Below are 13,453 nucleotides of genomic sequence, written 5' to 3' on the forward strand. Positions count from 1 at the left end.
ATGGTACTAAAAACCTCTTCACAATTTGCAAAAGATTTTAAAAGCGTTAAAGATGTTTCGTTACGGCATAAGGTGAAAGATGTTCTGGAATCATTAAAAACTGCCAAAAATGTAAATGATGTACCGCATTTCAAAACAATAAGTGGTAATGATAAGGCATACAAGATGGGCATAGGGTTTTACTATTTGGTAGGAATTATAACATCAGAACAGGAAATAACATTGATGCGATTATTACATCGGGATGAGGTTCTGCAAATCATTAAAAACACCTAAAAATAGATTCTTAAAACTACATTAGGAGTAATTCCTAAGGATTCTTGCTGCAATCTATCCAATTCTATTTCTCCGGTAGTCGCATTATCATCTACCCTATAGCTTATAGAGATAGGCACTTGTCTATTATATATATTTTGTATTGAAGCTCCTATTTGCCCTTTCCAATTACTAGTTTTGTTGAAATCAAATCGATAAATGGCAGAGATATCTAACCTATGATATTCTGGTAAACGCTTTGCATTGGCAGCTCCATATTCAATCTCGTCGTTTACAAGATCAGCATCGGTAAAAGGAGCTCCAGATCGCCATAACCAACCCAAAGAAAATTCCCAATCATTAATTTCATATGTATTAGAAATTCTAAAATTATGAGTGATGTCGTTATTCCCAGAGAAAGAGGTTTCCTGTATTTCAGGAAAAGTATATTTGATATCGTTAAAAGTATATCCTATCCAGGTTCGAAAATTTTCGAACTTCTTTTTTAATAATATATCGATTCCATAAATTATACTTTCTCCTGTAGATAAATCACTATTAATAGTATTAAATCCGTTGGTGACTGATGTTAGACCATCAATATTTTTATAATAACCATCAACCTCAAAATTCCAACCTTTTTTAGAGAATAATAGCCCTGTAGAAAACTGAGTACTTTTTAATACAGGAACTTCTTGATTGGCATGTATCCATAAATTATTTTCCAGGCGAAGCTGGGTGTCTTCAAACTCGATTAATTGACTTATTGGTTGATATCTAAGTTCTCCTGTTGCTTTTATTCTTAAAAGATTAGTAATAGGATACTCAATATTTACTCTGGGCTCAATATACAATTGATCGATTATTGAATAATGAGATGTTCTTATTCCAAGATTGATAAAACTCTTGTTTTTTGGTAAAAACTTATAGCTTGCATATATAGTATTTGCATTGTTTTTTACGCTACCTGACTCATTTATCGGTGTTTCAAATTCAGCTTCTCTTGTGATTGCATAAGACACTTCACTATTAGAAAATTGGTACCCCAACATGAGTGAATTTTTGGTGTTAAGGTCATAGGTGATATTAAAATCTAATCCAACATCTTTTACGGTATTCTTTCTAACCGATTGTCTTTCTATCTGTAATTCTTGCCTTTCGGTAAACAAGTAATCAGAATCATACTTAGAATAATATGCTTTTAAACTATGATGAAAATACTCTAGTTTAGTGCCTTCCCAGGAAAGACTAGCTCCCTTATTTTGAATTTCAAGATCATCGGTAATCAAATCTTCATCATCGTTAATTTCGAAAGCAAGATCATTGTTGGTATAAATGGTACTCGCTAAAATTTTGTCATTTTCTGAAGCGTCAATAATTAGTTTTGCACTGGCATCATAAAAGAAAAAATTATTTTTGGCAATTGCTTCTTCCCGTTCTTCTTCATCGTCATCCTCTTCTTCACCTGTTACTGGTGTTTGATTGGGGTTCTCGACTATTTTTGTATTCTGAAATACTTTTTCAGAAAGCGCATTATAGGTTGGAGTTTCAAAAATATCGGTATAAGATCGTCTAGCAGAAAGTATCAAACCTACAGGTTTTGTTACAGGAACTTTCATAAAAATATCGGCATGAGTACCATTGACTCCTGCACCACCACTAAATTTTTTAGGTATCTTTTTATCACTAGAAATATCAATAACACCCGATACTCTATCGCCATATTTTGGATCTGCACCTCCTTTAAATATTTTGGCACTATTAACTACATTAGGGTTAAAAGCAGAAAACATTCCGAAGAAATGACCGGTGTTATACATTTTTATATCATCCCAAAGTACCAGATTCTGATCTGGTGATCCACCTCGAATTTGTATTCCTGTTGCGGTTTCGTCGGGACTGTTTATTCCAGGAATAAGTTGGATACTTTGAAAAATATCAGGTTCGCTTTGACCGGGAAGAATACCAATTTCTTCATTCGAAATTCTAAATGAGCCGTCAATGTTTTTGTCAATTCCGGTAGTAATGTATTCTACAATAAGCACTTCTGCCAAAGAGGTGCTTTCGATAAAAAGTTGAATTCTGGGACAACTTGAAGCTTTAAAAGAAGAAGCCTTCATCACTTTGTCTTTATAACCAACATACTGTATGGTGATCGATTCGTTCTGATCGATAGTTCCTAACTGAAAAAAACCATCATCATTAGCAATTGTACCTGTTTTAGTACTTTCAATACTTATAGAGGCATAGGAGAGAGGTTCGTTGGTAGTTTCGTCGAAGAGATATCCACAAACTTCAACTTTATTGCTGGGAGAACTAACAACCACCTGTCTATCTGATATTTTTTTAAAATTAAGATGTGTTAGTGTTTTTAAAGTAATCAAAACCTCGTCCAACGGAGTATTGTTAATAGCCAATGTAATGACCTTGTTTTTTACGGTTTCATTACTGAATGAAAAAATGAGATCATACGATTCTGATAACTCGTTAAGCACCTGTTGTAAAGGTGTCTCATTGTAGCTTTTGGTGATTTGTGCTTGTATAGAACATGTGCAAAAAAGTAAGAGTAGCAGAGTTTTTTTCATTGTATGGTTGGGTTTTAGAGAATTCTAAAACGTTAAGATTCTTAAATAATTAATGTGCGAATTGATTGATTTCTGAAACTAGGGTACCGATAGTAAAACAGTAGTCCCGTTAACTACATATTCTATCCCCATAGGAACTAATACTGATTCTAGGGCAATACTTAGATCATTATAATTAAACCCACCTGTAAACAACTGATTCTGATTAATTTTATCACGTCTAAAAGTTATATCATATTGCCTCTCTAATTCATCCAATACATGTATTAATGGAACACTATTAAAAATGCTCTCTCCTTTTTTCCACAAAGGCTCCTGATCTGTTATGGTTTCGTCTATAAGTTTTTTGTCTTTTAACGAAACACCATTCCCTTTTTGTAATATCTTTTGTTGGTTATCTTGTGTCGATACCCGAACTTTTCCTTCATAGCAAGCTACACTAAATTCGGCAGCTCTACTCTTTACATTAAACTGAGTTCCTAAAACTTCGATTTTTCCTAATTTGGTGGCTACGGTAAAATTAGAACCAGAAGTTACTTTAAAATATGCTTCTCCTTCTAAGGTGATTTTTCGATTTTGTAACCAGAAAAAACGTCTATGAGTAAGCGTTGATGCAGCGTTAAGATCCACAGAGCTTCCATCGGGTAAAACAACAGCCAATTGTTGTCCGAGATCTGCTGTATAACTCACCGTATTAAAGAAAAGCCCAATAATTAATACTATAGAGGCTGCTGCTGTAAAAGTATATACGATTGGCTTTAGGTTAATTACCTTTGCTTTTTTGGGCCGATAAATTTTGCCTAAAGTTGTTGCTAATGACGGTTGTAGATCAAAAGAAGGAGCTTTAAAATAGGCTAGCCCTTCTACGATTTTTTTATAATCGTCATATTCGGGAAGCTTTTTTAACTCTTCTAATTCTTCGGGGCTAAGATCGTTATTTAACCACTTTGCCAGATATGTATTTTCCTTTTCGTCGAGCATAATTTCTACCTTGTATCAGGAGAATAACAGCTAAGGTGTAAAATACCCTACCGTCTTTTATATATTTTTTACCAATTTTCTTAATTGCTTTAATGCATTATGCATTCTCTTTTCTACAGCTTTTACCGAAATGTCTAGCATTTCAGCAATTTCATTATATGTTTTCTTATCAATTCTATTGAGTAGAAAAACTTCTCTTTGGCCATCAGAAAGTTCAGAAATGGCATTCTGAAGCTTATCCATGAACTCCTTTTCTTCCATCACATAATCCGGAGACTCTATATTTTTGGTGCTACGAGGTATTTTTGCATATTCTAGTCTTACCTTCTTATGAGCAACTTGATTTAAGAACAAGTTATTAGCAACGGTACACAAAAAACCTTTAGTTCTCTCAAAGATTACCTTTTTACAGTTATCCCAAAGTTTTATAAATGCCTCTTGCATTACATCTTCTGCTTGTTCCTTATCCCCACATTTGTAGTAAATAAAATTTCTTATATCCTCAGCATGTGTCTCGAATAGCTTGGTGAATACGGGTTGTTCACAAACAGATTTTGAGGATTGGGTCATAAAAAAAGAATTTTTTTCGATTTGAGGTAGGGTGAAACAGTTCCTACCTGTTATTAATCCAAAAATAGCTGATTATGAATTCGAAAACAAATCTTAAAATCGCATTAACTATAATTTCAATAATTGCCATAATCGCAATAGGATTTAAAATAAAACCAATTCTCAATAATTATGACAATTTTAATCCTGAAAAAGTTTATAAAGTAAACTACAGGTTTTTTTTTAAATCAGGAGATAAAAACACTTCATTAAAAACATATATCCCCAGTAGCAACTCTAGACAAAGAATTTCTAATGAAAATATCAAAAATGACAGTACTCTGTCTTTTGTTAAGAAAGAAGAAATTGGCGAAAATATAAGAGCAATTTGGAACACCAGGGAGAGAAATACATATCATTCTGTAGATTATGAATTTGTTTTCGAAGGAAAAGATAGAAATTTTAGAATCCCAAAAGTCTTTAATGTTGCATCGGGCAAGTATAGAAAATATCTTAAACCTACAGAAAATATACAATCTGATAATGAAATTATCAATGAATTAGCGACTCAACTCGGACAAAACACTAAAAATGACAGAGAAGTAATCAAAAATGTTTTTGAGTATGTATATGCTATTCCTTCTGCACCAATCATTACACTCACAGATGCTGTAACTACAATCGAACAGAATAGAGCTTCTTGTAATGGAAAAAGCAGATTATTTGTAGCGCTAAGTAGAAATTTGGGATATCCAGCAAGAATAAAAGGTGGAATTATTGTAGAAAATACAGATAAAAGAACATCCCATGCCTGGGTAGAAGTATTGATTAATGAAACATGGGTTCCTTTTGATGCATTAAATAATCATTTTGGGTTTTTACCTGCCAATTACTTAGAACTTTATCGAGGAGATAAATCTTTGATTACTCATACTGCGGGCATTCAGTTTGATTATACCTATAAGATGGAACAGGTACATCATATTTCTTTCTTAAAAATGAATTCTGAAGAAATTCATAATCTACCAGGTTTTTCTCTTTGGCACCTGATCGATAAAAATGTAATACCAACAGGAGCTTTACATCTTTTATTATTACTGCCTATTGGGGGATTTTTGGTTGCTTTTTTAAGAAATATTGTTGGATTAAAAACTTTTGGAGTATTCCTACCAGTGTTGATAGCCTTTTCTTTATTGCATACAGGTTTTATTTCTGGAATTGCAATTTTTGTGGGACTTATTATGTTTATTGGATTAATATCATATCCTTTTGATAAGCTAGGGCTGTTATACACTCCAAAAGTGGTGATCTCACTTACTACAATGGTATCTGTGATCCTTTTGGCAACACATTTTGGGGTTAAGAATAACATAGAATGGCTTACCAAGTTAACATTCTTCCCTATCATTATCCTTACCATTTCGGCAGAACGCTTCTCACGCTCTACTCTTGAAGACGGATACATAAAGGCTATCGATAAATTGTTTCAAACTTTAATAGCGACATCAATTTCTTATCTCATACTATCCTGGTCATGGTTACCATCTGTTTTGGTTTTATTTCCTGAAATAGCTCTTTTAATAATAGCATTGTCCACATTATTAGGGAGATATATTGGGATACGATGGGTAGAATTATTTAGGTTCAAGCCTCTTTTGAAAGCAGAAAAATAAAAAACCACCTTTTTTTGGTAGGGTATATAAACACTCACCTGTTTCTATAGCAAACAAAAAGATAATACTAAAAAATACAAATATGTTCTCAATAATTTTCAATAAGAAATCGACTGCAGCATCTGGCGTAATTGGTTTGAATGAAAGAAACATAAAGCTTATTTATCCCAATAACCCGAAGAGGCATTATCCCTTAGCCGATGATAAAGTGCTTACCAAAGAAATATTACATCAATACAATATCCCTTGTGCAGAAACCTATGCAGTAATCGAATATAATAGTGATATTAAAGAAGCATGGGAATCCTGCAAACATTATCCTTCTGTAGCAATAAAACCAGCAAATGGTTGTGGTGGTGGCGGAATTAAAATTCTTAAAAAGGACAAGAAAGATAATTGGATATGCAACGGTGAAATGATTACCGATCGAGAAGTATTTCAACATATGGCATCTATAATTATGGGATTTTTTTCGTTAGGTTCTCACGACAGGGTACTTATCGAAGAATGCATAGAGCCACATCCTTTTTTTTATGAGATATATCCACAGGGAGTACCCGACTTTAGAATCATAACACTTAATAAAATACCATTAATGGGAATGTTAAGAATGCCCACAGATAGGTCTGATGGTAAAGCCAATCTTCATCAAAATGGGGTAGGTATAGGTATCGACATGAAAGGAGGAAGATTATTAGAAGTATATGATGGCAAAGAATATAGCAATCATCACCCGGATAGTACATTTTTGGTTAATGGTACCCCCATACCATACTGGAAAGAAATTTTGGAAATATCTATAGCAACTGCTAAGGCATTTCCATTAAACTATCTGGGGATTGATATTGTGATCGATAAAAATAAAGGCCCACAAATTATGGAAATCAATGTTCGACCTGGCCTTGGGATTCAGCTAGTAAATAAAACCGGATTAAAAGAAGTAATAAAACAAGCTATTTAAATAACGCATTAAACAAAAGAAGGAAAATTGTAATGGAAAACAGAAATATAATACTTGCTGTACTCATCCTATTTATATACGCTATAGGCTTTTCGCAGAGTAAAAACACTTTCGATATCGAAACACAGGGAGGGTATGAATACAACTATTTTAAAAGCCCTAAAGAAGTAAGAGTGAATGATAGTGTACTTTCAAAAGAGGATTTGATATCAAGTAGCATCTATCAGGATATCTCAATCAATTATAAGTACCGTTATAAATGGAAAAAAAACAGAATAAGGTTGTCTTTAAATCCTTTTTCAAGACTATTTTATGAGAATTTTGATGATAGTTATTGGAGCTTGGATACAAGAGCAAAATACGATCACAGATTTACTAAAAAAACTACTTTTTTAGCCGAAGTTAGATTTAGGCGAATGAATAGAGAAGGTTTGGGCGGAGATCAGGATGTATTGATTAATCCATTGGGATATACAAACTATGGAGCTACCGCAGGAATAAAGCTTATGCCTTTTAATGCTAATGAAATGACATTAGAAGGGTTTTATAACTTTAAAAATTTTGATGCTTTTGGAGTAAGGGATCTACAATTTGATGAGTTTGGAGTTCAATTCTCCAGTGTGCAATCCTTTACTGTAAATCGATTAGAACACAAGCTAGGGGTGAATACATATTTCAAAAAAAGAAAGTATGATACTTTTAATGCTAGCGAAATAGATACAGACGGTGAAAGAGATTGGGACTACATAAAAGGAGGTTTGTTTTATGAATTACCGTTTAGCGAGAAATTTAAAATAAAGCCCAATTTTGTGTATTACACAAGGATCGATAACTCTACCGGGCGTTCTGGATTTAATCAGTTTGGTCCGGGAATCAATATGAGATATAAAAATAAAACAACCAAAGTACGAACCTCTCTGTCTTTTATTACCAGAAAATACAAAGAAATTGAAGCCAGAAATACCGAGATAGCAATAGGAGAAAATTTGAAATATCAATATGCAAATTTTAATCTAAATGCTTCACATAAAATAGGAAATGGATTTTCATTAACTGCAACACTATATTCTAGGGTGAGGATTACAAATTATACAGATATAGACGCCCGTTCTTTCAGAAATTATAGAAACCAATATGCAGGAATAGGTATTCTATGGGAATTATAACATATTCCCTTTTATTTATTGTTAGTTTTTTTGGGTTAAGCGTTACTTTTGTAGCGCTTAACTTTTTAATAAGATCAAGTTGGTAAAATTATGATTAGCAGTATTCGAACTATTAATCTAACTTATCCAGTTTAAAAGTGAACTCTTATTAAATATCCAAAGCACATTTGACAACCATAATTGAGTAAGGACAATGGCAAGAGACGAAAAGCTAAAAGAACGCTGGGAGATCCTGGTAAAAAAACTGTCGGATCAGTTTGCAGACGGAGAAGATTTAGATCTCGACGGGATTATATATCTAATAGGAGTACAAGAATTGGGTCAGTTACACCGGAAGTTTAAAAAAGACGAAAAATTAGATTTAATGCATATTGCCATATGTCGACTTTTAGAACCTTATGGTTATTATGAATTTGATTATTATGATGATGATGGTTGGCCACATTATAAGATTAAAGAACAATTACCTAGTCTTAAAGCAGGTGAACAATCTGTTTTGATGAAAGAAGCTATTGTAAGTTATTTTTTGGTAAGTAGGTATATCGTATAAGTACAGTATCGAGAACAAAACAAGATATCAACATCGTGATTTTGGGAAAATAAATTTCTCTCAAAGTAATATGCCAACAATTTACAATGGTAAAACAACAGGTATTGCTTTAAAATATGTGATAGAAGGAAAAGAACATTATAAAACGAATATAAATCGATTAAATGTGCATAAGGGTCAATTTATTATCCTGAGAGAAAATATTGACTACGAAGTGTATTCTAAAAATATAAGTACCCAAGGTTTTTGTCTAGATATCAATCCAGAATTATTAGATGTAGAGATATCAGATTTTTTGAAAAATGATTTATTATTTAATCAACCATTTTCGGGAATTTTATCTACCTCATTAGGCAAGTCTATATACGATTTTACTAACACTACTACAACGGCTAAATTTGCTCAAAAACCTTTAGAGATTATTACTAAGCTTAAAGACGATTTACTCTGCTTTCAAAATGATCTAACCATAATCGGAAATGGTTTACAAAACATAACCAAAAGGAGTTACACACAAAAACTTCTGGTTTCAAAACTTTTTGAAGCAAGAGAATATATTCATTTATATTATGCACATAAAATTTCGCTAAATACTCTTGCCAGTATATCAGGCATCTCTAAGTATCATTTTGCCAGAGTTTTTAAAATTTGTTTTAAAATAACTCCGTTACAAATGCAGGAGCAGTTGCGAATGGAAAAAGCCAGAGAACTATTACATAGTGGTAAGATTTCTTTAACTTCGATAGCATATCAATTAGGGTATACAGATTTAGCTTCGTTTTCTAAAAGATTTAAAAAATATTACAAAATACCGCCTTCACAATATGAAGTGATTTAAACTATTCTCAATTCTATATAAAATAGCAAGATTGCACAAACTATAGTGAGATTTCTATAGTATCATTGTATTAAAACAGATTTTAAAAATCAAATTAATATGGTAAGTAGAGATATTAGAATTATAGTACAGATATTTATGTTCGTTCTATTTAGTTGCCAAAACAAAACCGAAAGCCAATCTATTGAATGGGAAACTATAACCAAAGAGTTTATAAAGAACTATAAAAAACTAGATCTTCAGGGATTAGAACTTTCTTTTGTAGAAAACCTTAAGAACATTAGGGGCAAGAAATCTGTTCAAAACCAGGAAGAAGTATTTATTTCTTTAGAAAATGCATTACAAAAAATAGACAAAAATCAATTATCTGATCGTGATAAATTGGATTATGAAGTATTGCTTTATGAATGTGAACTGAATCGGGAGAGAATCATAATCGAAAAAAAATGGTTAAATGCGATTAGAGATAGTATCCCAACCACTAAAATATTTGATGTGCCAAATGGAAAAGATTGGTATGCGTATTTTTTAAAAAAGTGGGTAGATAAAGACGCAACACCAGACCAGATATATGATTTGGGAGTAAAAGAAATAGAAAAGGTAACTTCAAAAATCAAAGAAATACAGATCAAATCCGGGATGGATAGTTTGAATTTTAATAGACATATTAGGGATTCTGTATTTTTTTATTCTAATGTTGAAATGGTTCAAAAGCGTTTTTTAAAAATCAGAGAAACTGTAGCCAACAAATTACCAGAAATATTTCCATTTACAGATAGAATTCCAGAAGTAAAAATTAAACAAGGAACGAATAAAAATTTGTCTCAAGTTCCAGGTTTTTATACAAATGGTACCTTTTATTATAATTATTTCAATACATCTTTTAATAAGCGACAAGTAGGTTGGTTATACGTTCATGAAGGAATGCCAGGACATCATTATCAGGCAATGGTTGAAACGTTATTGCATCGCTCTGATATTCAAAAAATGTTTAGATATAGAGGAGTTGCAGAAGGATGGGCTGCATATGTAGAAGAAATAGGAAAGGAAATAGGAGCATATCAAAACATATATGATGAATTAGGAAAATGGGAATGGGATATTATTCGTTCTGTACGAGTAGCATTAGATGTAGGTCTTAATTATTATGGCTGGAGTGACCAAAAAGCGTTAAAATTTTGGCAACAATATATCAAAGGACAAGATGATATTGCTTTTCGCGAAATAGCTAGAATGAAAAGATGGCCAGTACAAGTTATCACGTATAAATATGGATCCAATAAAATACTTCAATGGAAATCACAACTCGAAAAAAATCAAAACTTTAACCTTAAAGAATTTCACAAAAACATTTTAAAAAACGGATTGTTACCTTATTCAATTTTAGAATCACAACTAGGACTGTAATTAATTCATATTTATGAAAGCATTATCGTATGATGATTATGAAGTTCATTATATTTAGAGTGCTTATTTAATAATGATAAAATACAGATAGATTTATAGTATGGTGGTTAGAACCTTAGAAGAAGTTGCGTTTAAATCGATAATAGATTGCTTTCTAATTTCATTTAAAAACTACTTTGTAGAAATGCCTACAGATTTAGAGTATTATAAAGAAAGATGGGATAACGCAAAAGTTCGATTTGATCTATCCTATGGTATGTTTGATGATGAGAAGCTTGTTGGATTTATTATAAATGGAATTGACAAACGAAACGGAGATCTAATCGCATTTAACACAGGAACAGGGGTGATTCCTGAGTATCGAGGAAAAAAGATAGTGCAATCTATCTATGAATATGCTCTTAAAGATTTAAAACAAAATGGTATTACTCTATGTTCTTTAGAAGTAATCAAAGAGAATACAATTGCCATTAGGTCCTATGAAAATGTTGGCTTTAAGAAATGTAAAAATTATAAATGCTTTAAAGGTAAAATACAGATTGAGAATGAGAAAATTATTGAGTTAAATGAAATTGATTTTAACCAATTTGATACGATAAATTTACCCAATCAGGAATACTATTCCTGGGACAATCACAAAAACTCAATCAAAGATGGAAATTATAGATATTTTCAAGTTTTAAGAGATCAAATGCCCGAATCCTATTTTGTTATAAATCCAGTAAATGGATATTTAGCTCAATTTGATCTTTTGAATAAAAATGAATTAGGATGGTATCGTCTGTTTTCAGGGATTAAAAGTATCTGTGAGACTATAAAAATTAATAATATTGATACAAGACTTGTCGAGAAAATAAACTATTTGAATTCGATACATGTCGAAAACATAATTGATCAATACGAAATGGAATTAAGAATATAAATGTACTATTCTATTAACCTAAATTGCGTAAATTTGCCGTTCTATTAAGAAAATAGTGATGATTGATAAGATTAAAGAGTATATAGAAGAAGTTGATAGTTTTAAAGCTAAAACGAAAGAAGATGTTGAGGCATTTCGAATTAAGTTTTCGGGTAAAAAAGGATTGATCAACGAATTCTTTGCAGAGTTCAGAAATGTAGCTAATGACCAGAAAAAAGAATTTGGACAAGCTATTAATGCTCTTAAAGTAGCAGCAGAAGGAAAGGTAAAATCTTTAAAAGATGAATTAGAATCCAAAGACGAAGATAAAGGACTTTATGGCGATCTTACAAGACCGGCAGAACCTATTGCTTTGGGATCTAGACATCCTATTTCTTTGGTGAAAAATCAAATCATCGATATTTTTTCTCGTATAGGATTTAATGTAAGTGAAGGCCCGGAGATAGAAGATGACTGGCATAACTTTACAGCACTTAATTTACCAGAATATCACCCAGCACGAGATATGCAGGATACGTTTTTTATACAAACAGATCCAGATATTCTGTTACGTACTCATACCTCGTCGGTTCAAGTACGATATATGGAAAATAATAAACCTCCAATTCGTACAATTTCTCCAGGAAGAGTATATCGTAATGAAGCTATTTCTGCACGATCACATTGTTTTTTTCACCAGGTAGAAGGATTGTATATTGATAAAGATGTGTCGTTTGCCGATTTAAAACAGACACTTCAATACTTTACTACAGAGATGTTTGGTAAATCAAGAATTAGATTACGCCCATCGTATTTTCCGTTTACCGAGCCTAGTGCAGAAGTAGATGTATACTGGGGATTAGAAACAGAGACCGATTATAAAATGACCAAAGGAACAGGTTGGTTAGAAATTATGGGTTGCGGAATGGTGGATCCTAACGTGCTTAAAAATTGTAATATAGACCCTCAGGAATATAGTGGTTTTGCATTTGGGATGGGAATCGATCGTATTGCTCTTTTATTATATGGTGTGTCTGATATTCGAATGCTTAGCGAAAATGATGTACGTTTCCTAGAGCAATTTAAATCTTCACTATAGGGCACAACATGAAGAAAGATATTGAAATACCTATTGTAGAAGGTGTTTATATTGCAGTGGTCAAAGAATGGGACGAAGAATTTCTTGCTCAACATTGGAACTCCTATATCATTAATGATCGAGATGCCGAAATAGAAATGGTTTTAGTGGTAACCAAAGGATACGATGGGGATCGGAAAACTTCATTGCTACGTCACGGTATAGGAACAATGGAAGCAAAATCTTCTGCCAAAATCGAAATGCTTCAGGAAGAATTACTGGGAATGAATAATGAATTTGTTGTCACTTTCTTTGCAGAAAGTAAAATGTATGATAAAAAGTATGTGTTTAGAAAACATACTATAAATGAAAACGCTTTTCAGAATTTACCAGTAATGGATCAATTGGGAGTATTGGTAAAATAAATGCTAATTATAACTACCTTCAATATATCAGAGATGTAAATTAGAATGATTTCCTACTGCAGGATAATCTTCTCTTTTTGCACA

The 13,453-nt window shown here is 32.2% G+C and carries 13 protein-coding genes; 10 read left to right on the plus strand and 3 right to left on the minus strand.

The genetic code is table 11. The features are described 5' to 3' along the window. Entirely contained in the window at positions 1 to 276 is a 276-nt protein-coding gene (locus tag DK441_RS12640) for a hypothetical protein (RefSeq protein ID WP_109851048.1), read from the plus strand. On the opposite strand, the gene DK441_RS12645 is transcribed toward DK441_RS12640, so the two are convergent. The 3 genes from DK441_RS12645 to DK441_RS12655 form a co-directional block, all read right to left on the minus strand. Next, a complete protein-coding gene (locus tag DK441_RS12645; protein ID WP_109851049.1) occupies positions 273 to 2,840 on the minus strand; it encodes a TonB-dependent receptor domain-containing protein in 2,568 nt (855 codons plus the stop codon). The two genes, DK441_RS12640 and DK441_RS12645, sit on opposite strands and share 4 nt — an antisense overlap. Before the next feature lie 78 nt (positions 2,841 to 2,918). After that, positions 2,919 to 3,821 carry a FecR family protein gene (locus tag DK441_RS12650; protein WP_109851050.1) on the minus strand — a complete coding sequence of 301 codons (903 nt, stop codon included), beginning with the start codon at positions 3,819 to 3,821 and terminating at the stop codon, positions 2,919 to 2,921. A 57-nt stretch (positions 3,822 to 3,878) separates the two neighbouring features. Further along, a complete protein-coding gene (locus DK441_RS12655; protein WP_025665293.1) occupies positions 3,879 to 4,391 on the minus strand; it encodes an RNA polymerase sigma factor in 513 nt (170 codons plus the stop codon). Positions 4,392 to 4,465: 74 nt separating this feature from the next. On the opposite strand from DK441_RS12655, the gene DK441_RS12660 reads away from it, so the two are divergent. From DK441_RS12660 to DK441_RS12700, 9 genes are all read left to right on the plus strand, one after another. Continuing rightward, entirely contained in the window at positions 4,466 to 6,043 is a 1,578-nt protein-coding gene (locus tag DK441_RS12660) for a 7TM domain-containing protein (RefSeq protein WP_109851051.1), read from the plus strand. Positions 6,044 to 6,125: 82 nt separating this feature from the next. After that, on the plus strand, positions 6,126 to 7,004 hold the full coding sequence (locus tag DK441_RS12665) for a sugar-transfer associated ATP-grasp domain-containing protein (protein WP_109851052.1): 879 nt from the start codon (positions 6,126 to 6,128) through the stop codon (positions 7,002 to 7,004). Between the two features lie 32 nt (positions 7,005 to 7,036). After that, the gene (locus tag DK441_RS12670) at positions 7,037 to 8,170 is read left to right on the plus strand and encodes a hypothetical protein (RefSeq protein WP_109851053.1); all 1,134 of its coding nucleotides are present in this window, start codon (positions 7,037 to 7,039) and stop codon (positions 8,168 to 8,170) included. Between the two features lie 193 nt (positions 8,171 to 8,363). Continuing rightward, complete coding sequence (locus tag DK441_RS12675) at positions 8,364 to 8,720, plus strand: hypothetical protein (RefSeq protein ID WP_109851054.1); 357 nt, start codon at positions 8,364 to 8,366, stop codon at positions 8,718 to 8,720. Between the two features lie 70 nt (positions 8,721 to 8,790). Further along, positions 8,791 to 9,558 (plus strand): AraC family transcriptional regulator, encoded by a 768-nt coding sequence (locus DK441_RS12680; RefSeq protein ID WP_109851055.1) that lies wholly within the window; start codon positions 8,791 to 8,793, stop codon positions 9,556 to 9,558. A 99-nt stretch (positions 9,559 to 9,657) separates the two neighbouring features. Further along, positions 9,658 to 10,965 (plus strand): DUF885 domain-containing protein, encoded by a 1,308-nt coding sequence (locus tag DK441_RS12685; protein ID WP_109851056.1) that lies wholly within the window; start codon positions 9,658 to 9,660, stop codon positions 10,963 to 10,965. A 100-nt stretch (positions 10,966 to 11,065) separates the two neighbouring features. Continuing rightward, the gene (locus DK441_RS12690; RefSeq protein ID WP_109851057.1) at positions 11,066 to 11,887 is read left to right on the plus strand and encodes a GNAT family N-acetyltransferase; all 822 of its coding nucleotides are present in this window, start codon (positions 11,066 to 11,068) and stop codon (positions 11,885 to 11,887) included. Positions 11,888 to 11,945: 58 nt separating this feature from the next. After that, on the plus strand, positions 11,946 to 12,965 hold the full coding sequence (locus tag DK441_RS12695) for a phenylalanine--tRNA ligase subunit alpha (protein ID WP_109851058.1): 1,020 nt from the start codon (positions 11,946 to 11,948) through the stop codon (positions 12,963 to 12,965). 8 nt (positions 12,966 to 12,973) lie between these two features. Next, positions 12,974 to 13,369 (plus strand): hypothetical protein, encoded by a 396-nt coding sequence (locus DK441_RS12700; RefSeq protein WP_109851059.1) that lies wholly within the window; start codon positions 12,974 to 12,976, stop codon positions 13,367 to 13,369. The last annotated feature ends 84 nt before the right edge of the window (positions 13,370 to 13,453 follow it).

The sequence above is a fragment of the Aquimarina sp. AU58 genome, assembly GCF_900312745.1.
GTDB classification, from domain to species: Bacteria; Bacteroidota; Bacteroidia; order Flavobacteriales; family Flavobacteriaceae; genus Aquimarina; species Aquimarina spinulae.

Bases quoted from the DNA above. Each gene is read 5' to 3' on its own strand.
- DK441_RS12685 (WP_109851056.1), top strand. From the start codon at position 9,658: ATGGTAAGTAGAGATATTAGAATTATAGTACAGATATTTATGTTCGTT.
- DK441_RS12695 (WP_109851058.1), top strand. From the start codon at position 11,946: ATGATTGATAAGATTAAAGAGTATATAGAAGAAGTTGATAGTTTTAAA.
- DK441_RS12680 (WP_109851055.1), top strand. From the start codon at position 8,791: ATGCCAACAATTTACAATGGTAAAACAACAGGTATTGCTTTAAAATAT.
- DK441_RS12690 (WP_109851057.1), top strand. From the start codon at position 11,066: ATGGTGGTTAGAACCTTAGAAGAAGTTGCGTTTAAATCGATAATAGAT.
- DK441_RS12640 (WP_109851048.1), top strand. From the start codon at position 1: ATGGTACTAAAAACCTCTTCACAATTTGCAAAAGATTTTAAAAGCGTT.
- DK441_RS12700 (WP_109851059.1), top strand. From the start codon at position 12,974: ATGAAGAAAGATATTGAAATACCTATTGTAGAAGGTGTTTATATTGCA.
- DK441_RS12670 (WP_109851053.1), top strand. From the start codon at position 7,037: ATGGAAAACAGAAATATAATACTTGCTGTACTCATCCTATTTATATAC.
- DK441_RS12660 (WP_109851051.1), top strand. From the start codon at position 4,466: ATGAATTCGAAAACAAATCTTAAAATCGCATTAACTATAATTTCAATA.
- DK441_RS12655 (WP_025665293.1), bottom strand. From the start codon at position 4,391: ATGACCCAATCCTCAAAATCTGTTTGTGAACAACCCGTATTCACCAAG.
- DK441_RS12665 (WP_109851052.1), top strand. From the start codon at position 6,126: ATGTTCTCAATAATTTTCAATAAGAAATCGACTGCAGCATCTGGCGTA.
- DK441_RS12675 (WP_109851054.1), top strand. From the start codon at position 8,364: ATGGCAAGAGACGAAAAGCTAAAAGAACGCTGGGAGATCCTGGTAAAA.
- DK441_RS12650 (WP_109851050.1), bottom strand. From the start codon at position 3,821: ATGCTCGACGAAAAGGAAAATACATATCTGGCAAAGTGGTTAAATAAC.
- DK441_RS12645 (WP_109851049.1), bottom strand. From the start codon at position 2,840: ATGAAAAAAACTCTGCTACTCTTACTTTTTTGCACATGTTCTATACAA.